The organism is Azohydromonas lata, from assembly GCF_034427735.1.
GTDB lineage: Bacteria > Pseudomonadota > Gammaproteobacteria > Burkholderiales > Burkholderiaceae_C > Azohydromonas > Azohydromonas lata.
Genome location: NZ_JAXOJX010000001.1, coordinates 311746 through 333042 on the forward strand (window position 1 = coordinate 311746; position 21297 = coordinate 333042).

General features: G+C 67.3%; 18 protein-coding genes. 14 read left to right on the forward strand and 4 right to left on the reverse strand.

Annotated features, from left to right (window positions below; all coding sequences use genetic code 11):
• Window positions 1-16 precede the first annotated feature (16 nt).
• Window positions 17-454 (reverse strand): DUF1924 domain-containing protein, encoded by a 438-nt coding sequence (locus tag SM757_RS01440; RefSeq protein WP_322463923.1) that lies wholly within the window; start codon window positions 452-454, stop codon window positions 17-19.
• 120 nt (window positions 455-574) lie between these two features.
• On the opposite strand from SM757_RS01440, the gene SM757_RS01445 reads away from it, so the two are divergent.
• The 4 genes from SM757_RS01445 (at window position 575) to hemN (ending at window position 4966) form a co-directional block, all read left to right on the forward strand.
• Window positions 575-967, forward strand: a complete 393-nt coding sequence (locus SM757_RS01445) for a PepSY domain-containing protein (protein ID WP_322463924.1) — start codon at window positions 575-577, stop codon at window positions 965-967.
• A 27-nt stretch (window positions 968-994) separates the two neighbouring features.
• A complete protein-coding gene (locus SM757_RS01450) occupies window positions 995-1657 on the forward strand; it encodes a response regulator transcription factor (RefSeq protein ID WP_322463925.1) in 663 nt (220 codons plus the stop codon).
• Window positions 1658-1665: 8 nt separating this feature from the next.
• Window positions 1666-3144, forward strand: a complete 1479-nt coding sequence (locus tag SM757_RS01455; RefSeq protein WP_322463926.1) for a sensor histidine kinase — start codon at window positions 1666-1668, stop codon at window positions 3142-3144.
• A gap of 436 nt (window positions 3145-3580) precedes the next feature.
• Window positions 3581-4966, forward strand: coding sequence for an oxygen-independent coproporphyrinogen III oxidase (gene hemN / locus SM757_RS01460; protein WP_322464207.1), 1386 nt, complete (start codon window positions 3581-3583; stop codon window positions 4964-4966).
• A 275-nt stretch (window positions 4967-5241) separates the two neighbouring features.
• Here hemN and SM757_RS01465 read toward each other — a convergent pair whose 3' ends face one another.
• Both SM757_RS01465 and SM757_RS01470 read right to left on the reverse strand, forming a co-directional pair.
• The gene (locus SM757_RS01465) at window positions 5242-5559 is read right to left on the reverse strand and encodes a c-type cytochrome (RefSeq protein ID WP_322463927.1); all 318 of its coding nucleotides are present in this window, start codon (window positions 5557-5559) and stop codon (window positions 5242-5244) included.
• 169 nt (window positions 5560-5728) lie between these two features.
• Entirely contained in the window at window positions 5729-6640 is a 912-nt protein-coding gene (locus tag SM757_RS01470) for a ferritin-like domain-containing protein (protein WP_322463928.1), read from the reverse strand.
• A 163-nt stretch (window positions 6641-6803) separates the two neighbouring features.
• Between SM757_RS01470 and SM757_RS01475 the strand changes: the two genes are divergently transcribed.
• The 10 genes from SM757_RS01475 (at window position 6804) to SM757_RS01520 (ending at window position 20177) form a co-directional block, all read left to right on the forward strand.
• Window positions 6804-9080 carry a 4Fe-4S binding protein gene (locus SM757_RS01475; RefSeq protein WP_322463929.1) on the forward strand — a complete coding sequence of 759 codons (2277 nt, stop codon included), beginning with the start codon at window positions 6804-6806 and terminating at the stop codon, window positions 9078-9080.
• A gap of 31 nt (window positions 9081-9111) precedes the next feature.
• Window positions 9112-11112 (forward strand): TAT-dependent nitrous-oxide reductase, encoded by a 2001-nt coding sequence (gene nosZ / locus SM757_RS01480; protein WP_322463930.1) that lies wholly within the window; start codon window positions 9112-9114, stop codon window positions 11110-11112.
• An 11-nt stretch (window positions 11113-11123) separates the two neighbouring features.
• On the forward strand, window positions 11124-12377 hold the full coding sequence (locus SM757_RS01485; protein ID WP_407655724.1) for a nitrous oxide reductase family maturation protein NosD: 1254 nt from the start codon (window positions 11124-11126) through the stop codon (window positions 12375-12377).
• On the forward strand, window positions 12374-13303 hold the full coding sequence (locus tag SM757_RS01490) for an ABC transporter ATP-binding protein (RefSeq protein WP_322463932.1): 930 nt from the start codon (window positions 12374-12376) through the stop codon (window positions 13301-13303). The genes SM757_RS01485 and SM757_RS01490 overlap by 4 nt, the downstream gene beginning before the upstream one ends.
• The gene (locus SM757_RS01495; RefSeq protein WP_322463933.1) at window positions 13300-14124 is read left to right on the forward strand and encodes an ABC transporter permease subunit; all 825 of its coding nucleotides are present in this window, start codon (window positions 13300-13302) and stop codon (window positions 14122-14124) included. Before SM757_RS01490 ends, SM757_RS01495 begins: the two co-directional genes overlap by 4 nt.
• On the forward strand, window positions 14121-14678 hold the full coding sequence (locus SM757_RS01500) for a nitrous oxide reductase accessory protein NosL (RefSeq protein WP_322463934.1): 558 nt from the start codon (window positions 14121-14123) through the stop codon (window positions 14676-14678). The genes SM757_RS01495 and SM757_RS01500 overlap by 4 nt, the downstream gene beginning before the upstream one ends.
• An 8-nt stretch (window positions 14679-14686) precedes the next feature.
• Window positions 14687-15703: an FAD:protein FMN transferase gene (locus tag SM757_RS01505; protein ID WP_322463935.1), complete on the forward strand. Its 1017-nt coding sequence runs from the start codon at window positions 14687-14689 to the stop codon at window positions 15701-15703.
• A gap of 159 nt (window positions 15704-15862) precedes the next feature.
• Window positions 15863-17014: a cytochrome P450 gene (locus SM757_RS01510; RefSeq protein WP_322463936.1), complete on the forward strand. Its 1152-nt coding sequence runs from the start codon at window positions 15863-15865 to the stop codon at window positions 17012-17014.
• A 76-nt stretch (window positions 17015-17090) separates the two neighbouring features.
• Window positions 17091-19148: a tachylectin-related carbohydrate-binding protein gene (locus SM757_RS01515; RefSeq protein ID WP_322463937.1), complete on the forward strand. Its 2058-nt coding sequence runs from the start codon at window positions 17091-17093 to the stop codon at window positions 19146-19148.
• Window positions 19149-19385: 237 nt separating this feature from the next.
• Window positions 19386-20177 carry a hypothetical protein gene (locus SM757_RS01520; protein WP_322463938.1) on the forward strand — a complete coding sequence of 264 codons (792 nt, stop codon included), beginning with the start codon at window positions 19386-19388 and terminating at the stop codon, window positions 20175-20177.
• Window positions 20178-20201: 24 nt separating this feature from the next.
• On the opposite strand, the gene SM757_RS01525 is transcribed toward SM757_RS01520, so the two are convergent.
• A complete protein-coding gene (locus tag SM757_RS01525; RefSeq protein ID WP_322463939.1) occupies window positions 20202-21113 on the reverse strand; it encodes a TIR domain-containing protein in 912 nt (303 codons plus the stop codon).
• Between the last annotated feature and the right edge of the window lie 184 nt (window positions 21114-21297).

The following is a 21297-nucleotide window of genomic DNA, read 5'->3' on the forward strand; positions in this document are numbered from 1 at the left end:
GGTAATGGGGCGAGCTTCAGCGCATGAGGCTGAGCAGGTACGCCAGCACGTCGGCTTTCTCGGTGGGCGTGCATTCGCGCTGAGCAACGTCCTTGCAGTTGCGCCGGAACCACTTGTCCACCTTTGCGGTGTCTGTGAAGGCCTGCGGATTGAAGGCGGGTGCCAGCGCCTCAATGGACTTGCCGGTGCTGGCATGCTTGCCGGCGCTCGTGGGCGGGTTGCCATGGCACGACGCGCAGGACCACTCACCGCCATGGCGGCTGGTGAAGAAGACGCGGCCGCGCTCGGCCTGGCCCGCAGTGCCGGCCTGGGCGTTGAAGCGTTCGAGTTGATGAGCCGCCGTGGTGTCGCCAGCCCGGACCGGGGCGGCCACTGCGGCAAGGCCGGTTGCCAGCACGGCCGCCGCCAGCCAGTAAGGGCAGCGATCTTTGATCCAGGTCAGCTTGGCGTTCATTGCGGGCTCCTCGCGACGGTGCCGTTGCAGGCGTTGGAGGCATTCTTCGCAACGAGGACTGAACGTTTTCTGAACCGGCTGTTCATCTGTGGTTCAGCCAGGACGCTGAAGACTGGACGCATGACTTACCCGCTCCGTCTGCTCCCGGCCACCGTCCCCGGCACGGTGCGGCCGGCGCGTATCAGCCGGCGTGCCGTCTGGCTGCTCGCGGCTTGCGCGCTGGGGGCGGCCTCGCCGGTGCGTGCAGGCGAGGGGGACCACGAGCGTGCCCGGGACGCCGTGCAGTCGGGTCAAGCGCTGGCGCTGCCGGTGCTGCTGGAGCGGCTGCAGCGCACCCACCCGGGCCAGGTGCTGGAGCTTGAGCTCGAGCGCGACGACGGACGTTGGGTCTACGAGGTGAAGCTCCTGCAGCCCGGCGGCCAGGTGGTGAAGCTGGCGGTCGATGCCGCAACGGCCGAGGTGTTGAAGCAGCGCCCCAAGGGCCCGTCGCCGATGCAGGGACCGGCCCGGTGAGGGTCTGCCAAACACCGAGGAGCCGCGATGAGACTGCTGCTGGTTGAGGACGAACCTACCTTGCGGGCACAGTTGCGCACCGGCCTGCAGCAAGCCGGCTATGCCGTGGATGAGGCCGACAACGGCCGCGACGCCGAGCATCTGGGCCACACCGAGCCATTCGACGCGGTTGTGCTGGATCTCGGTTTGCCGATCGTCGATGGGTTGACGGTGTTGCAGCGCTGGCGCGCCGCTGGGCGAGCCATGCCGGTGCTCATCCTCACCGCGCGGGACAGCTGGCACGAGAAAGTGGCGGGCATCGACGCCGGTGCGGACGATTACCTCGCCAAGCCGTTCCACATGGAGGAGTTGCTCGCGCGCGTGCGGGCCCTCATTCGGCGTGCCCAGGGGCTGGCGTCGCCGCTGCTGCAGTGTGGCGTCTTGAGCCTGGACACCCGCAGCGGCCGCGTGAGCATCAGCGGCCACCCGGTGAGCTTGACCTCGCACGAGTACCGGCTGCTGTCCTACCTGATGCACAGGCCCGGCCAGGTCGTGTCGCGCACGGAGCTCACCGAGCACCTGTACGCCCAGGACTTCGAGCGGGACTCCAACACGGTCGAGGTCTTCATCGCCCGGCTGCGCCGCAAGCTGCCTGCCGACACCATCGAGACGGTGCGAGGCCTGGGTTACCGGCTCGTGCCCGGAGCATGAGAATGCGCATGGCGGTGCCGTTGCCGCGGTCGCTGCGCTGGCGGCTGCTGGCGGCCACGTTCGTGGGCACGGCCGTGGCCGTTTTGCTTGCGGGCTGGCTGCTGTCCGGATTGTTCCGCGAACACGTCACCCAACAGTTCGTGGCGACGCTGGCCACCGAGCTCGACCAAGTGACGGCGCGGTTCGAGGTGGACGCCAACGGACAGCCCCTGCTCGATCCGGCGCGGCTGAGCGATCCGCGCTGGACCCGGCCGTATTCCGGCCTGTACTGGCAGATCGACGAGATGGCGGGCACAGTGCCCCGACGCGGCGTGCTGCGCTCACGCTCGCTGTGGGACGCCGAGCTGCAGGCGCCCGCGGATGCGCTGGCCGATGGCGAGGTGCACGTGCACGAGGTCGCCGGACCTGGTGGCGCTGAGCTGCTCCTGGTGGAGCGCACGGTGCGCATGGCTGCGGGCCGCACCACGGTCTGGCGCCTGCTGGTGGCAGCCGATCGCCGTGACACGGCCGCGGCGGTTGCCCATTTCAACCGCCTTCTAGCAGCCTCGCTGGCGGTGCTGTTGGGGCTGCTGATGGCGGGGGCTGTGACGCAGGTGGTCGTGGGTTTGGCGCCGCTCAGCGCGCTGCGGCGTGGACTCAACGCCGTGCGCGAGGGCCGACGGCAACTCCTGGAGGGCGAGTTTCCCCAAGAAGTCCAGCCGCTGGTCGATGACTTCAACGGCGTGCTGCAACGAAACACCGAAATCGTGGTTCGCGCGCGGACACAGGCGGGAAACCTTGCACACGCTATCAAGACGTCGTTGGCCGTGATGGCGCAGGGTGCGATTTCGGCACAGCAGCATCCCGAAACGCTGGTCGCGTTGCCTGCATTCGTGACCGACCAGGTCGAAGTGGTGCGTCGCCACGTCAACTGGCATCTGGCCCGCTCGCGCGCCGCGGCGGCGCAAGGCATGCCGGGCGTACGCGCCGAGGTAGGCCCCGTCGTGCAAGCGCTCGTGCGGGTGATGTCGCGCGTGCATGCCGAGCGCGGGCTGCAATTCGACATCGCCGTCGTGGAGCCCGGACTGGCCTTCGCCGGGGAGGAGCAGGACCTGCAGGAGATGCTGGGCAACCTGATCGACAACGCCTGCAAGTGGGCGCGCAGCTCGGTGCATATCGCGGCGTCCCGGGTACCCGAGGCAGGGACACCCCAGCTTCGCCTGGTCGTCGAGGACGACGGGCCGGGCATCGCGGCCGAGGAACGCAAGCACGCCCTGTCGCGCGGCGTGCGCCTGGACGAGGCCGCACCTGGCAGTGGCCTGGGGCTGGCCATCGTGCACGAGCTCGCCGAGCTCTACGGCGGCAACGTGATGCTGGGCAGCGGACGGCTCGGCGGGCTGAAGGCCGAACTGCTGCTGCCCCGCACTCGCTCGGCAATGCTCTCCACAACAGCGCCCAGTCTCCTGGCCGGTGACGTCGCGGCCACCGTCTACCATGCCGAGCCCTGAGCCACAGCAAGCTTGATCTGGCCGCGCTGCCGCTGTAGGAGCGGGCGGCCTTCCTTACACGGCGGGGATGAAGTCGTGCACCGGCCTTGCCTTGGTGAAAAAGGTCATGCAGCCGGCGCCAGCTTTCGCCCCTGAGCAAATCCACGATGGTGGGGCAGTTGGGGCCCTGGTCGCTGGAGTCGATGATGAAGGCAAAACCCACGTCGCCACGGCGCCGGTTGAAGCGCACGCTGTTGAGGTACTTGGTGGGCAGCGCTACGTTCTGCGGGAACAGGATGGTCTGCACCACCTGGTCGCTCGCGGGACCCACGCGCACGAGCGCGGGGCCGCCGTAGCTCGTGAGCCTGACCGGGCAACGCGCGAATTGACCAATATCAAGGCGCCGTATCGGCGTGGGCACGAACATGTGGCCATGTCTACCGTTGCCGTTCAACCGATGGACCCACGATCCGTGCTTACCGAAGACCTGCTGCGCCAGTTCGATACGCCGGGCCCCCGGTACACCTCCTATCCGACGGCCGACCGCTTCTCAGCAGACTTCGGTCCTTTTGAAGCGGTGCAATCAATCCTGAGCCTTGGCGCGAGCAGCGCCACGGCGCCGCTGTCGCTGTACGTGCACATCCCCTTTTGCGAGTCGCTGTGCTACTACTGCGCGTGCAACAAGATCATCACCAAGCACCATGAGCGTGCCACCGAGTACCTCGACGCCCTGGAAAAGGAACTCGCCCTGGTCGTGCACTCACTGGGCCCGGGACGCCCGGTGTCGCAGCTTCACTTCGGGGGCGGATCGCCAACGTTCCTGTCGGACGCCGAGCTTGGCAGATTGATGAAGGCGCTGGGCGAGCGCTTCGTGTTCACTGCGGATTCGGAAGTTTCCATCGAGGTCGACCCGCGCACGGTGTCGCCAGAGCGGCTGGAGCACCTGCGCGCCCTAGGCTTCAACCGGCTCAGCTTCGGCGTGCAGGACTTCGACCCCGACGTCCAGCAGGCCGTGCACCGCGTGCAGTCGTTCGAGAGCGTCCGTGAGCTGATGCACAGCGCGCGGGCGCTGGGCTTTGTCTCGATCAACGCGGACCTCATCTACGGGCTCCCCAGACAAACGCCACAGAGCTTTGCTCGCACGCTGGAGCAGATCGGTGAACTGCGGCCCGACCGCATTGCGCTGTATGCCTATGCTCACCTGCCCGAGCGCTTCAAGCCCCAGCGACGCATTGACGGCGCAGACCTTCCCAGCCCGTCGCAGCGCGTGGTCATGCTGGGCGAGGCGATCAGCGGCTTCCTGGCACGTGGCTACGACTACATCGGCATGGACCACTTCGCATTGCCTGATGATGCGCTGGCTGTGGCCAAGCGCGAGGGCCGGCTGCACCGCAACTTCCAGGGCTACAGCACGCAGCCCGACTGCGACCTTGTCGCGCTCGGCGTCTCGGCCATCGGGCGGATCGGAGCGACGTACTACCAGAATGCGAAGACGCTGCCGCAGTACTACGAAAGCTTGGCGCGCAACGAGTTGCCGGTGGTGCGCGGCTACGCCCTTGACAGTGACGACCTGCTGCGGCGCGATGTGATCATGTCCCTGATGTGCCAGGGACGTCTGGAGTTCGACGCCATCGAGCGCGCCCACGGCATCCACGTGCGCGACTACTTCGCAGCTGAACTGGCATCGATGCAAGCGCTTTCTCAGTCTGGTTTGGTCAAGATTGGCGAAGGCGATATCCAGGTCACGCCTTCGGGCTGGTTCCTTGTTAGGGCCATTGCCATGGTGTTCGACCGGCATTTACAAGCAGCCAAGGAGCGTGGCCGGTTTTCCCGGGTCATTTGAGTTCCGTGCAGACTCCACACGGTGGCGTGTGTTGCACGGCTTGACCGTTTGGTGGCTATCGTTGACCGGTGGTGTGTAACAGGGTTGCTTTTCAAACCGTTGAGTAGAGAACCACAGACGATGACCCACTCGCCGTGCGCCTGCGCCAGGTCAATTACCTCCTGAACTCCTTCCGCCGCCAACCACTCCCGCCGCGCGTCAGCGGCGGACACAGCGGTCCAGAGCTGGCCTAACGGGCACTGCCGCAGTTCGATCTCACCGCCGTGCTCACATCGCTACTTCTGCTTCAAGATCCAAGCCACGAGTTGACGGGCCTCGGCATCGCTGACAGCTTGTGGTGGCATGGGCACTGGGCCCCAGACGCCAGAACCACCCTTCATGATCTTGGTGACCAGCGTATCGGGCGCGTCCTTCTGCCCAGCGTATTTCTTGGCCACCTCCTTGTACGCCGGCCCGACGACCTTCTTGTCGACCGAGTGGCACGCCAAGCAGTTCTTCTGCTGGGCAAGCTTGGCGCCCGGGTCGTCGGCTTGTGCCAGTACGCTGCCAGCCGTGACCAACAGTGCCGCCGCGAAAATTGTCCGTATGCTCATCGTCTCGTCCTATCGTGTAGGCGCCAAGCGGGCGCCGCACAGCGGGGCGAAGGACATGCCCGGCCATGCGTTCCTGCCCCCGCCTGGCAATCTTGACAGCCGCCGTGCGGCTCGTGAGGCCACGCTGCCTGGATGGCCGCCACTGCCACGGTGGCAGCCCGTGGCCGGCTCAAGTCCGCATCCGGCGCTCAATCTGCAACGCCAGCCGGCCCAGTCGCCGCACGACTCGGCCGAGCGCTGTTTCGGCCGCGGTGAACAAATGGCCTTCGCTGCTTCGCATGATCGCCTCCAGCGTCTCACTCAGCGTTTCCAGGGGTTCCTGTGCCCAGACCAGCAGCGAGACAACCGACGCCCCATGCATCGCGTTCTCAAGGAGCGCAGCCTCCTCGACATAGGGGCGCAGCGGTGTCGTGGAGAGTTCATCTTCTAGCAGCCGGGCGCTTTCCTCGTCGCCCTGGGTTCGTAACGCCGCCGCCACGGCACGATGGCGCCTGGCGATCCCAGACTCTTGCTGCGCCAGCAGTGATTCCAGAGCTTCCTGCGTCGTGACGGTCGGCGGGGGAGGCAGCAGCTGGCGCCGCTCGCGATGCCAGGCCTTTCGCCGCCAGCGTCGCATCAGCGATGCATGGCGTAACTCCTCGAGCGCCAGGCGCTCGGCCTGAGCTGCAACGGCGGGATCGGACGCCTGGGCGGCGAGGTAGCTGTACAGCGCGAAGGCCCGTTGTTCGTTGTCCGCGGCGATGGCATACGCGCGATACGGTGAAAGCAGTGCGCTGCCGGCAACGTCGCCCCAGGCGCTGGCCATCTCCGGTGGCAACCACCAGCTGAAATCCGCGGTGTCCGGCACCGGCTGGCCCAGCGCGCCAGCCCAGTGCTCGACGGCGTCGACGTGGGCCCGCTCCTCGTCGCGCATGGCGCGAAATGCTTCGGCTGTCGCAGCGTCGCCACGGCGCTGCATGAGCTCTGCGAGCGCGTCATAGCGCTGCACGGACTCGCGTTCGATGGCGTTGGCTACGCCGATGAGCACCGACAGGCTCACCTCGCCAATGTGGGGCTGGTGGTCGAGCAGGGGCTTGCGCATGGGGGCCCTTTCCTTTGAAGCATCCGGCCGCTGCAGCAGGCACAGCGCAAGGGATGATTGCACAACGGTTCCCGTGTTACGTGCAGACGGTATCCGCTGTCATGGGCACGCTAATTGCCGCCATTTGACGCTCGATGGAGCCTCCGTAACTGGCGAGGTGGTATTGACCATTCAAATCCGACTGCCGCTGCTGGCCCTGGTCATTGCGACGCTCCTGGTGTGGTGGTGCCCGGTACACGCTGCGACCGAGCCGGCCGGGCTGGACACCTTCCTGCCCAAGGTCGCTGCGTCGGACATCGTGCCCGGTGCGGACCGGTTCGGGCCAGTACGCGAGTCGCCACGGGTGGCCCCCGCGTACCGGGGCAACCAGCTGCTCGGCTATGTCTACCTGAACTCGGAGTACGTCGACGCCAACGGCTACTCCGGCAAGCCGATCCACATCCTGGTCGGCCTGGATACCGAAGGCACGATTGTCGGCGTCAAGCTGGTGGCGCACAGCGAGCCCATCGTGCTGATCGGCATTCCCGAACGCAAGGTCGTCACGTACCTGCAGTCATTCGTCGGCTACAACCCGCTCAAGGCCGCCGCAACCAATCAAGGTCCGCCCCACCCTGACATCGTTAGCGGAGCCACGGTGACCGTGCTCGTGATGGGGGAAACCGTTGTGCGATCGGCCGTGCGGGTGGCCCGGGCACTGAGCACGCAGAGCGCCCCCACGAGTGCCGCCCTGCCGCAACAGCGCACCGTCGACAGCCAGGCGGGGGCCGTGGTCGACTGGAACACGCTGCTCAACGAAGGCGCCGTGCGCCATCTGCATCTGACAGTCGGGCAGGTCAACAAGGCTTTCGTTGAGTCAGGTAACAAGGTGGCTGCCGAGCGACCGGAGCCGGGCCCTGAACAGGCCGACTTCATCGATCTCTACGCCGCGCTTGTGTCGCAGCCGGCCATCGGCCGCAGCCTGCTCGGTGATGAGGAGTACGCGAGCGTATCCGGCATGCTGGCGCCGGGGCAGCAGGCAATCCTCGTAGCCGGTGACGGCCTCTATTCGTTCAAGGGCTCGGGTTATGTTCGCGGCGGCATCTTCGACCGCATCGAGCTGATCCAGGGGGCAGAGACGATCCGTTTCCGGGACCGGCTGCACCGCCGCGTTGGCGCGCTGCGGGCGGCGGGCGCACCCGAGCTCAAGGAGATCGGCGTCTTCCTGATCCCGGCCGGCACCGAGTTCGATCCCGCGGGACCGTGGCGCCTTCAGTTGCTCGTGCAACGCTCTACCGGTGCACTGGAGAAGGCGTTCGTGTCGTTCATGCTGCCCTATGAGCTGCCCCGGCGCTACACCAAGGTGGTCGCCGCTGCAGCCACTGCAGGGGCGGGCTCGGCAGTGGCTGCAAGCGAGCCGCGCGCCGCCGCGCCGGCCGCCGCAGCGGATGTGGACGTCCACGGCGCGGCCGCCGGCCAGGACGGTCCGCCGCTGTGGAAGCGCCTGTGGACCAGCAAGGCAGCCTCTGTGGCCGTGCTGGCCGTGATGCTGGCCGTGCTGACGCTCATCTTCTTCTTCCAGGACGCGCTGGTGAAGCGCGAGAAGCTCTACGACCGCGTCCGCCTGATCTATTTGGCCGTGACACTGGTCTGGCTCGGATGGATGGTGCAGGCTCAGCTCTCGGTGGTAAACGTGCTGACTTTCACCACCGCACTGCGCACCGGTTTCCAGTGGTCGTCGTTCCTGATCGATCCGCTGGTGTTCATCCTTTGGTGCTCGGTCGCGGCAGCACTGCTGTTCTGGGGCCGCGGGCCGTTCTGCGGCTGGCTTTGCCCGTTCGGCGCGCTGCAGGAGCTGTCCAACCGCGCGGCCCGGGCTTTGAAGGTGCCGCAGCTCAAAATCCCGTGGCGCGTGCACGAGCGGCTGTGGCCGCTCAAGTACATCATTTTCCTCGGCCTCTTCGGCGTATCGCTCGGCTCGCTTGCGGTTGCGGAGATGTTCGCCGAAGTTGAACCGTTCAAGACGGCGATCATCCTGCGCTTCATGCGTGAGTGGTGGTTCGTAGCCTTTGCGGTCGCGCTGCTGGTCGCGGGGCTGTTCGTCGAGCGATTCTTCTGCCGCTATCTCTGCCCGCTGGGTGCGGCGCTCGCAATCCCCGGTCGTATCCGCATGTTCGACTGGCTCAAGCGTTACCGCGAGTGCGGCAATCCGTGCATGCGCTGCTTCAAGGAGTGCCCGGTCGAGGCCATCCATCCGGAAGGGCACATCAATCCGAATGAGTGCATTTCCTGCCTGCATTGCCAGGTGCTGTACCACCACGAGCACAAGTGTCCCGTGCTCATCCAGCGCCGCCTCAAGCGCGAGCGGCGCTCTGCAATGGCGCCGCCCCTGGCGGCCGAGTCGGGCGCCGCGCCGAGCGTCATTCCGATCGCCCCTGCGGGCACCGGCCAACCTGGCACCTGAACGTGCATTCCAACCATCGAAGGAGCCCGTCATGAGCAACGATTCTCACCAAGGCAAACCCGTGGACCCTCGGCGTCGCGCCGTCCTGGGCGGTGGTGCAAAGGCTGTTGCGCTGGCGGCGGGGGCCTCCAGCGGACTGCTGGCTGGCTGCGGCCCCAAGGCCGGCGAGCCCGCGGTAGCCGGTGCCGCGTCCGCGCCTTCGGCTCCCGGCTCGCAGGCCTCGCACGCCGCCTCCCCGAACGCCGCGACCACCAACGCGGCGCTGGCCAAGACGCATGTCGGCCCCGGCGAGCTCGACGAGTACTACGTGTTCTTCTCCAGCGGCCAGAGTGGCGAGCTGCGCATCATGGGGCTGCCCTCGATGCGCGAGCTCATGCGCGTGCCGGTGTTCAACCGCTGCAGCGCCACCGGCTGGGGACAGACCAATGAAAGCCTCAAGGTCCTTACCGAAGGCCTGCAGCCCGAGACGCGCAAGTTCCTGCAGACGCGCGGCGGCACCTACACCAACGGCGACCTGCACCACCCGCACATGTCGTTCACCGACGGCACCTACGACGGCCGCTACATCTTCGTCAACGACAAGGCAAACACACGCGTGGCCCGTATCCGCTGCGACGTGATGAAGTGCGACAAGATCATTGAGCTGCCCAACCAGCACACGGTGCACGGCTTGCGGGTGCAAAAGTTTCCCAAGACCGGTTATGTTTTCTGCAACGGCGAGGACCGCACGCCGATTCCCAACGACGGTAGCGTTCTGGACGAGCCAAAGAAGTACCAGTGCGTGTTCACTGCCGTTGACGGTGAAACTATGAAGGTCGCCTGGCAGGTGCTGGTCAGCGGCAACCTGGATAACGTTGATGGCGACTACCAGGGCAAGTACTGCTTCTCCACCTGCTACAACTCCGAGGAAGGGGTGACGCTGGCCGAGAGCACGGCCGCCGAGCAGGACTGGGTGGTGGTGTTCAACCTCAAGCGCATCGAGGAGGCGGTAGCCAAGGGCGACTTCAAGAAGATCGGGGGCGTGCCGGTGCTCGACGGCCGCAAGGGCTCGCGCTTCACGCGCTACATTCCCGTGCCCAAGAGCCCGCACGGCATCAACACCGCGCCCGACGGTATCCATGTCGTGGCCAACGGCAAGCTCTCGCCCACCGTCACGGTCTTCGACGTACGCAAGTTCGACGACCTGTTCGACGACAAGATCCAGCCGCGCGACACGGTGGTCGCCGAACCGGAACTCGGGCTCGGACCGCTGCATACCGCGTTCGACGGGCGGGGCAATGCCTACACGACGCTGTTCATCGACAGCCAGATCTGCAAGTGGTCGATCGAGAAGGCGATCGCCAAGTACAAGGGCGACAAGGTGGACCCCATCGTCCAGAAACTCGACGTGCACTACCAACCGGGGCACAACCACACCTCCATGGGGCAGACCAAGGAGGCCGACGGCAAGTGGCTGATTTCGCTCAACAAGTTCTCGAAGGACCGCTTCCTCAACGTCGGTCCGCTCAAGCCCGAGTGCGACCAGCTCGTCGACATCTCGGGCGACAAGATGGTCTTGGTACACGATTCGCCCAGTTTTGCCGAGCCGCACGATGCCACGATCATCCATCGTTCCAAGGTGAACCCGATCAGCTTGTGGAAGCGCGACGACCCCATGTGGGAGGACGCGCGACAGCAAGCTAAAGCAGACAACGTCGAGTTGGAGACCGCTTCGCAAATCATACGCCAGGGCAATAAGGTGCGGGTCTACATGTTCTCGGTGGCGCCAACCTACAGCATGACCGACTTCACCGTGAAGCAAGGCGATGAGGTCACAATCTACGTGACCAACCGAGACATGGTGGAGGACCTCACGCACGGCTTCACTATCGTCAACTACGGCATTGCGATGGAGGTGCCGCCGCAGGCCACCGTGTCCGTCACCTTCAAGGCCGATCGGGCGGGCGTCTTCTGGTACTACTGCCAGTGGTTCTGCCATGCGATGCACATGGAGATGAAGGGACGCATGTTGGTCCAACCGCGTCGTACCTAAAGGTGTTGCCCATGCCGTGGCGGTTTGCCGTCGCTGGAGTCGCGGCCGTGTTGGCGGCGTCCGGCGCTTCGGGCGCCGAGCGCCTGGTCACGCCCGGCCAGGCGCTGCAGCCGTTGCTGGACAAGGCAGCGGCCGGCGAGGTCCTGCGCCTGGCGCCGGGGCAGCACGCGGGGCCAGTGCACATCGATCGGTCGGTATCGCTGGTCGGCGACGTGGGTGCCGTGCTCAAAGGCAATGGCCGAGGCAGCGTCATCGTTGTCACCGCGCCCGACGTGCGCATCGAGGGCGTGGAGATCAGGGGCTCGGGCCGCACGGTGCCTGACATGGACGCGGCCATCCTGCTGCAGCAAAGCGCGCTTCGGGCTCGCATCCGCTCGAACCGGCTCGTGGACAACCTCTTCGGCGTCTACGTGCATGGCGCGGCCGCATCGCTGGTTGAGAACAACGAGATCATCGGCCGCAGCGACCTGCGCCTGTCGGATTCCGGAGACGGCGTGTCGATTTGGAATGCGCCGGGCACGCAGGTCGTGGGCAACACAATCAGCCACGGCCGCGACGGCATCTTCGTCATCACCAGCCGCCAGAACGTCTTTGAGCGCAACACATTCACCAGCCTGCGCTTTGCGATCCACTACATGTACACGCACGACAGCCGCATCGTCGGGAACCGCTCGCGCGGCAACCACATGGCCTGGGCGCTGATGTTCTCAGACGGCCTGGAGATCCGCGACAACGTCTCCGACGATGACGACACCCACGGTCTGATGCTCAATTTCACCAACGCTTCGCAGGTCGTGGGCAACGTCGTGCGGCACGGCCACGAGAAGTGCGTGTTCATCTACAACGCCCACCGCAACGTGCTGCGCGACAACTGGTTCGAACGCTGCCCGATCGGCATCCACTTCACCGCCGGCTCCGAGGGCAACACCGTGAGCGGCAACGCGTTCATCGGCAACGGCGTGCAGGTGAAGTACGTCGGCACGCGGTTCATCGACTGGGCCTACCAGGGGCGCGGCAACTACTGGAGCGACAACCCCGCCTTCGATCTCGACGGCAACGGCATCGCCGACCGGCCTTACCGGCCCAACGACGTGATGGACCAGGTACTGTGGACGCTGCCGGCGGCCAAGGCCTTGAGCACCAGCCCGGCCGTGCAGATGGTGCGCTGGGCACAAGCACGCTTTCCGGCCCTCTATCCCGGCGGCGTGATCGACTCCGCGCCGCTGATGCATCCGGCGCGCACGCCGGCGTCGGACGCGCGATGACGGTGGTGGCCGAGTGGAGTGCGGTCACCAAGCGCTACGGCGCCGTGACGGCGCTCGACCGCGTGTCGCTGCCGCTGATGGCGGGCGAGGCCACGGCGCTCGTCGGGCACAACGGCGCAGGCAAGACGACGTTGATCAAGCTGCTGCTGGGTCTGATCCGGCCGGACGAGGGCTCGGTGCGGGTGGGCGGCACGGACCCGGCCGGCCTCAGCGCGGTCCAAGTACGGCGCACGATCGGCTTCCTGCCTGAGAGCGTCGCATTCCATGGCGCAATGACGGGCCGTGAGCTGATGGCTTTCTATGCTCGGCTCAAGGGCGCGCCGATCCGGCGCAACGCCGAGCTGTTGGAGCGGGTGGGTATTGCCCATGCGGCACACCGGCGGCTGGCGACATATTCCAAGGGCATGCGCCAACGCCTGGGCATCGCGCAGGCGCTGATCGGCGAGCCGCGCCTGCTGCTGTTCGACGAGCCGACCAGCGGCCTGGACCCCGCATCGCGGCGCGATGTCTACGAGATGGTGGACCGGTTGCGCCGCAGCGGTGCAACGGTGCTGATCTCCACCCATGCACTGGACGAAGTACAGCAGCGCGTCGATCGCGCGGCGATCATGCACGGTGGCCGGCTGCTGGCTGCCGGCACGCTGTCCGAGCTGCGCCACGGCGTCACGGCCGAAGTCCGCATTCGGCTGCAGGTGCGCACCTGCTCCACCGCCGCCGTGCTCGCGCGGCTGCCGCCACAGGCACGCTGCACCGAGCGCAGCAGCACGGAGCTCACGCTTCTCGTGGCTCCGCAGGCGAAGATGGCGACGCTGCGCGCCATCGCGCAGGCCGGCGAGGTGGAAGATTTGGACGTCACGGCGCCGGGGCTGCAGGAGCTGTACAACCATCTCGTCGGCCCGGCGCAAGAGGAGGGCGAAGCCCCATGAGCGTGTTCACGGTCGCGGCGCAGGAGGTCCGGATCGGCCTGCGCAACCGCTGGGTGCTGGCCACGACGGTGCTGATGGCCGCATTGGCGCTGTCGCTGGCGTTGCTTGGAAGCGCACCGACCGGTGTGGTGAAGGCCGATCCGCTGGCGGTGGTGGTCGTCAGCCTGGCCAGCTTGACGATCTTCCTCGTGCCACTGATAGCGCTGCTCCTATCCTTCGACAGCATCGTCGGCGAGCACGAGCGCGGCACGCTGATGCTGCTGCTGGCCTACCCGGTGGCACGCTGGCAGGTCGTGGTTGGCAAGGGAGTGGGGCAGGTTGTGATCCTCGGTGTCGCGACCGTGCTCGGCTACGGCTCGGCAGCCGCCGCGCTGTGGCTGCGCGGTGGCGTCGGTGCACAGGCCCTGCAGGCCTTCGGGGGCATGATGCTGACTTCGGTGATGCTGGGGGCCTCCTTCGTGGCGCTGGGAGTCCTGGCCAGCACGCTGGTGCGCGAGCGCGCGACCGCTGCGGGTCTGGCGGTCGGCGCGTGGCTGTTCTTCGTGTTGCTCTACGACACGGCGTTGCTGGGGGTGCTGGTTGCTGACCAGGGGCGCGTGCTGGGCAAGCCCGAGCTTGATGCGCTGCTGCTGCTCAATCCCACCGACGTCTACCGCCTGTTCAACATGACCGCCAGCGAGACCGTGTCGGTCTACAGCGGCATGGCGGGCCCCGGTGATCCGGCGGCGCTGCCGGCAACGGTATTCCTGGCCGTGCTGGCAGCTTGGATCCTCGTGCCGCTGGTGCTGGCCATCGCAGTGTTTCGTAGGAGACCGCTATGAGCATGGTGTGCCGGCGCGAATTCGTACGGGTAGCTGCGGCGTTAATCGCTTCTGTCACGCTGGTCGCGGGCTGCAGCCGATCCGCCTCACCACCGCCACCACCGCCGGCCGAGGTGCATGCCGAGGCCATCGGGCACTACTGCGGCATGCTGCTTGTCGACCATGAAGGGCCCAAAGGACAGGTCCATCTGGGCAGCCGCAAGGACCCGCTGTGGTTCTCGTCCGTGCGCGACACCCTAGCATTCCTGCGGCTGCCCGAGGAGCCGCGCGACATCGCCGCTGTCTACGTCAACGACATGGCCCGCGCCAACCATTGGGACCAACCGGAAGCGGGCGCCTGGGTGGACCCCCGAAAGGCCTGGTTCGTGATCGACAGCGATATGCGTGGCGGCATGGGCGCACCGGAGGCGGTGCCGTTCTCCGATTCGGCGCTGGCCGAAACCTTCACGGCGTCCCACGGCGGCCGCGTGGTCCGGCTCGGCGACATCCCTGACGCCTATGTGCTCGGACCTGTTGACCTTCACGGCCATGGTGCCAGCCATCCATCGCAGTGAGGCCTGATATGTCCAGCCGTCGCCGCTTCATCTCCATCGCCGCGACTTGCGCCGCCCTGGCGCCTTGGCACGCCGTGCGCGCAGCGGCCGCACCACTGCCCTGCGTCTGGCGCGGAACCGCCATGGGGGCCTTGGCATCGATCACGCTGGTCCACCCCGATCGGGCCAGGGCACAGGCGCAATTGGAGGACTGCGTGCGCGAGCTGCAGCGGCTGGAGGACATTTTCAGTCTCTACCGCGCCGACTCGGCGCTGTCGCGGCTGAATGCGCAGGGCGAGTTGCCCGGGCCGCCTCACGAGCTTGTCGAGTTGTTGGCCTTCAGCCTATCGCTGTCACAGCGCAGTGCCGGAGCCTTCGATCCGACGATACAGCCGCTGTATCGGCTGTATGCAGACCACTTTGCTTCGCCGGGTGGCGCGCCGGGCGGGCCCTGCCCGGAAGCAATCGAGCGGGTGCTGCGCCGGGTGGATTTCAGAGCGGTTGAGTTGCGCCCCGACTTTGTGCGCCTGCGCAGGCCCGGCATGGCGCTCACGCTCAATGGCGTGGCTCAGGGCTATGTGACCGACCGCGTGGCCGACCTGCTGCGGGCCGCAGGTTTCAACGATGTGCTGGTCGATCTCGGCGAGGCGCGTGCGCTCGGCCACCGAGACGACGGTCAGGCCTGGCGCGCGGGTATCGTCGATCCACGCGAACTCACCCGCACTATCCTTGAACTGCCGCTGGGCGAGGACCGCGGTGCGTTGCCGGCACTGGCAACGTCCGCCGGCTACGGCACCTTGTTCGGTACCGACCCGCGCGTCCACCACCTGCTGGATCCCCGCACGGGCCGCAGCGCCAACCATTACTTGTCGGTTTCCGTGGCCGCCTCACGGGCGACGCTGGCGGATGGGCTTTCAACGGCGCTGTCCATCGGACCGCCAGCGCAGGCCACGGCGTTGCTGCAGGCCTACCCGCCGACGAGGGTCTACCTGGTCGAGCCCGATGGCCGGATGAGGATCCTCGATGCCTCGCAGTCACCAACGTAGGATTGATGTTGCTTCTTAGGCCCGCTCGAGCGGCGCACCGCGGGTTCGCACAACGGTGGTTTCACCGGGGATACTCAGCTGGCGTCGCTCTGCATCCGAGTGCGCTTCGCCAGCCGAGGTTTTGCGGTGCCGGCCACCGTCCGTGACAAGGAGTTGAGGATGACCGAGCACATGCCGGACGACCTGTCGGCAGCTGGCCGGGACCTGCGGGCTTACACCGACGAACTGCGTCCCCGGCACGGTGTGGTGCGCAACGTCCACGGCGAATGGGTGCTGTTGCGCCATGAGCTGGTGGTGCAGGCCGCGCTGGATCCCGACCGCTTCTCCAGCGCGGTGTCGCGCCACCTTCATGTCCCGAACGGCCTCGACGCGGCCGAACACGCGGCGTATCGTCAGGCCCTGGATCGCTTCCTCACTCCGGGGGCGCTGGCTCCTTTCGAGGAGGATTTTCGCCGCGTCGCGACGGACTTGGTCGCGTCGCTGCCGCGGGGTACCGGCGTCGACGCGGTGTCCGGGCTCGGGACGCGCTTCGCGGTGCGAGCGCAAAGCACATGGCTGAGCTGGCCGGCCGCGCTCGAGGAGCGTCTCGTCGCCTGGGTGGCCGAGAACCACGCGGCAACGCGCTCGGGGGACCGCGCGTGGACCCAGCGGGTGGCGCAGGACTTCGACGCCCTGATCCGGTCGGTGCTCGAACCACGCCGCGCAGGCGTGTCGCCGGGAGGCGCGCGCGACGTCACCACCGAGCTGATACACACCAAGGTGAACGGCCAGCCACTCAGCGAGGCGGAGATCGTTTCGGTCCTGCGCAACTGGACCGGCGGCGACCTGGGCTCGATCGCACTGTGCGTCGGCGTGCTCGTGCACCACTTGGCCTCACAGCCGCGGCTGCAAGAGCGGCTGCGCGCCGGCGTTGCCGACACTGAGTTGGACGCCGTTCTCGACGAGATCCTGCGCATCGACGACCCGTTCGTGTCCAGCCGCCGCATCACAACGTGCCCGCTCACGATCGGGGACGTGGCACTGCCCGCAGCAGCCCATGTGAAGCTGAACTGGACCTCCGCGAACCGCGACGAAGCGGTCTTTGGAGATTTGAATGCACTGAAGCCACTGGCCAACGCTGACCGCAACCTGGTGTATGGGATCGGCCTACACGCCTGCCCGGGGCGTCTGCTCGCGACGCTTGAAATGCGCATCCTTGTGCGCGAACTGCTCGCCGCGACGACGTCGATCGCGCTTGATCCACAGCAGCCGGCCGAGCGCGCGGTCTCGCCCGTCGGCGGCTGGGCCAGGGTGCCCGTCGTGCTGAGGTGACATCGGATATCGGATCAAGACCGCCCGACCATTTGGGCCGCGTGTAACCGGTTCAACACCAACAGGAGCGCTGGACATGAGCATCTGGGACGCCATTGGCGGCGTGGTGGATGACGCCGTGGAGGTGGTCGAAGACGTAGGCGAGGGCTTGGCGGATGCCGCTGCCTCGCTGTTCGAGGGCGCCGCCCCGCTGGCAGGCATCCTGGCCATCGGGCCCGCGCTGTTCATCGCCGGGCCGACCTATGTCGTACCCGCCTTCCTGGCCGGCGCTGGCACTGCTGCGGCGCTGATCCGGCACCGACGCATGGAGCAGATCGAGCGGGACCTGGCGCTAAGGGTGTATGGCGATACCTTGCCACTGGACCGTATCGTGCTGACCAACCTCAGCGGGCTGGGCAGCGCCGCCTTCACGATGCCAACGATCGGCGGCGACATCCTGGTCAACCTCGGCACCGAGGCCTACGACAACCCGGCCACGCATGTCGAACCGCCATATCCCGTGCCCGGCAAGCTGTTCGTCCACGAGCTGTGCCATGTCTGGCAGATCGCCCATGACAAGTACCAGCCGCGCCTGTGCCACCGGCTTACGGCGGGCGTGGTGGAGGGCAGCGCTTACTACTTCCCGCCGGCCGACATGCGCCAGCCCTGGCCGGCGCTCAACCTGGAGCAGGAGGCCACCGTGGTGGACGAGTGGTTCGCGCCGGGCGGGCGGGGGCCGGCCTGGGGTCAGCACGAGGATCCTGGCCATCCCTGGTGGCCCTATGTGCGCGACGTGATCCGTCGTGCTGACCATCCCGAGAGCGTCAACGGCATCCCGGTCTTCGGTGCCATCGTCGTCAAATGGCGCCGGCTGGGCGGGCAGGACGGCTTTCTGGTAGCGCCGCTGGCGGCCGAGGCGCCCACGGGCGACGGCACCGGGCGGCTGCAGCGTTTCGCCGGCGGGTTCATCGCCTGGCATCCCGACACGGGCGCGTTCTCAGTGCACGGCGCCATCGCCCAGCGCTGGCTGGCGCTGGGGGCCGAGCGCTACGGCTATCCCGTCACCGACGAGCTCGCAACTCCCGACGGTCTCGGGCGCTTCAACCATTTCCGCGCGCTGCAGTTCGACGGAACACCGCAGGCCTCCATCTATTGGACCGCTGCCACCGGCGCCGTCGAGGTTTACGGCGCCATCTGCGCCCACTGGGCACGCCTGGGCTGGGAGCGCAGCGCGCTGGGCTACCCGGTGGAGCCGGAGATGGCGGACGGTACGGGCCGCGCGCAGCGCTTCGAGCGCGGCGTGATCGCTTGCGCCGAGGACGGGCGCACCAGCGTGCGCGAACCCCAGCCGTTCATTGGCACCTTCCCCGTCGGCCCGGTGCCCACGCCGCTGACGCTCTACACCGTCGCTGCCGACGGCGAACTCATGTGGCTGGCGCACCGCGCCGCACGGGCGGGCGAGGCGGCCGCATGGATGGGGCCGCGTACCTGCGGCTCGGGCTGGGTACAGTTCCGCCAGGTCGTGCCCGCGGGCGGCGCGGCCCTCTTCGCGGTGGCGCAGGACGGCGTCCTCAAGTGGTACCGCCATGACGGTTTCAACGACGGCAGCTTTGTCTGGCAGGGGCCTCAGGACGTGGGCAGCGGCTGGGAGCGCTTCAGCCATGTCTTTGCTGGCGGCGACGGCGTGCTCTACGGCATCGAGCCCGATGGCACGTTGCGCTGGTACCGCCATGGTGCGTTCCTGGAGGGCGGTGCCGGCGCCTGGAGCGGCGGCCATGCGGTGGGCTCGGGCTGGACGCAGTTCGCGCGCGTGTTCTGCGCCGGCCAGGGCGTGATCTATGGCGTGCTGCCCGATGGCACGCTGCGCTGGTACCGTCATCTGGGCTTTGCGGACGGCGGCCTGGGGTGGCAGGGCCACGCCGACGTGGGCAGCGGCTGGGCTGACTTCGCGCAGATTTGCTCCCCGGGCGAAGGCGTGGTGCTGGCCCTGACGCAGGACGGCCGGCTGCTGCGCTACGAGCACCGTGGTTGGCTGGAGGGTGGCCTGGTCGAGACCTGGCTGGGCCCTCGCGAGATCGCCAGCGGCATCCGCAACGCCAACCGGATGTTCGCCCTCATGCCGGCAAGCGCTGCAGCCGTGCCGCCCGTGCGCTGAGCAGGCCGTCACCAAGGGCTGGTGCCCGGGCAAAGCCGCCATCGGTACCCTCACCAGCCCCAGTGCCTCCGACAAACGGGTTACCGCGACACTTGGTGCCACGGACAGCCTCACCAGGTTGGCCTCTTCATGCTGGTGAGGCGCACACTCGTCAATGCCGGCGTGGCCTTCGTCACTGGCCGGCGGTGCAAAGGCCGGGCATGCTTGCAGGTCCCACCTTCGTGCAAAGGACCGGCCATGTTTGAGCAACAAGACCGCCCCTGTCTGCGTGGTCTTCGGCCTTGCAGTGTCCAGTGGCGCCGCTGCACCGCAGCCGTCACGGTGGCCCTGCTCGCGGGCTGTGGCGGCGGGGCGCTGGAGTCTGCCGTCGTCGGTTTTCTGGGCACCGGGGGCGGACAGTTCTTCCAGGACGATCCTCTGGTGGCGGGCTTTCAGCCGGTGGACTGTGGGGGCCAACCCTGCGCCTTGACGCTGGCAGTGGACGCGCCCCCCGACCCCAACACTGGTGTGCCCGCTCCGGTGCTCTTCGGTACCAGCTACGCCGTCACGGCCAGCGGTGGGCTTCCCAACTGCAGCAACGCCTCTGGCCGGGTCGAAGGACGCCGGGTGACGATCGGCAGCTGCTTCAGTGGGCAGTACGCGTCCGTCAACGAGCTGGTTTCCGACGACGGCAAGCTGCACCTGTTCAACGACTTCTTCCCCGACATGACCACGGGCGTATGGGTGGACGTCAACAACTCCAGCCGCCGCTACAAGTTCACCGCCTTCGCCAACGCCACGGCGACGGGTTGCGAGATTACGAGCTCCGGGAGTCGAGCCGCGACGATGGCGGTGGTGGTGTCCAATTACGGCACCGTGGCTTTCGATCCGGGCACTGCCCTGAAACCCGCTACCCGCATCGACAGCCTGGCGGTCCAGGGCGGCGACCGTTGGACAGGCGACTTCGTCGGCGCTTCCGGCATGCGGCTGAGCAACGGGGCGGTCAGCATCGATCTCGAACGCCGCAACGAAACGGCCAACTGCTCCTGAGCGCATCCTGCGACGTGCTGTGGCTCAGGAGATCTCGCGCTCCAGCGCCGCCAGCAGCCGCGTGGCGCGCTCGGAGAGCTGGTCCAGCGCCGCGCCCGCCTCGGCCAGGATGGCGCTGCGCCGCGCATCGGCCGTGGCAAGCCTCTCGGCGTCAGGCGGCGCCACCAGCGCCGCATGCACCAGTTCGTGGATCTCGTTGAGTCGGTACATCTCGCTGCGGTACACCTGCTCGATGCGGCCCACCAGATCACGCGTGTCCTCGCACAGCCCGCGGTAGGAAGCCCAGGCGGCCGTGATGCGGTCGCGGTGCAGCGCCAGGCGCGGGATGAAGACGTCGGCGACACGGTTGTATGCCGCCACCGACTCGCGCACATGGTCGAAGGCGGCCTGGTTCGTGATGAGCACCGCGATGCTGTTGCCCAGCGAGGCGCGCCACTGAAAGGCGGCCTGCTTCCAGGCTGTCAGCTCGGCGGCGAAGGCATCAAGCATGCCGCGGCGCCCGAGCCCGCGCAGGCTCTCGATGATGCGGCTGGCCAGCGCGAAGAGCTGCGCAGACAGCGCTTGCGCCAGCCGTGCATCGTCGTCTTCATCCCAGCCCGGCAGGTACAGCCGCTCGGCCAGGTCCAGCTCGTGCAGCCGTGCGCGAACGTCCTGCAGCAGCACCGGAATGACGAACGTGCGCTGCAGGTCGGCCTCGCGCCGCAGCCCCAGCGCGATCTCGCGCCGCACCCACTCGCTGTCCAGGGCGCGCTCGTCAAGGAAGGCGATGAAGAAATCGCACTTCTGCGCGATCGCTTCCTCGATGTGGCGGGGGAAGACCGAGCCCGGCGGCATCTCGTCCTGGTCCAGCCACCAGCTCACGTGCGGCGGCAAGCCCTTGGCAATGCGGCGCACGCGCGGCTTGCTGCAACTCTGGTGGCTGAGGAACAGGTGCATGGGTGCCCATGATGGGCTGCGCTGCAGGCGCGCACAACACGCCCGAGCACTGGGCTTGGCCCCAGACAGCACGTTGCGGCTGCTCTGCCTCGGGCTAGGCACGGATTGTTGGCATGGTGCGGCACACAGGATCTGGAACTGCGCCATCGTAGAAACTCGGCAGGGTCCACCAACGCGTGCTTGC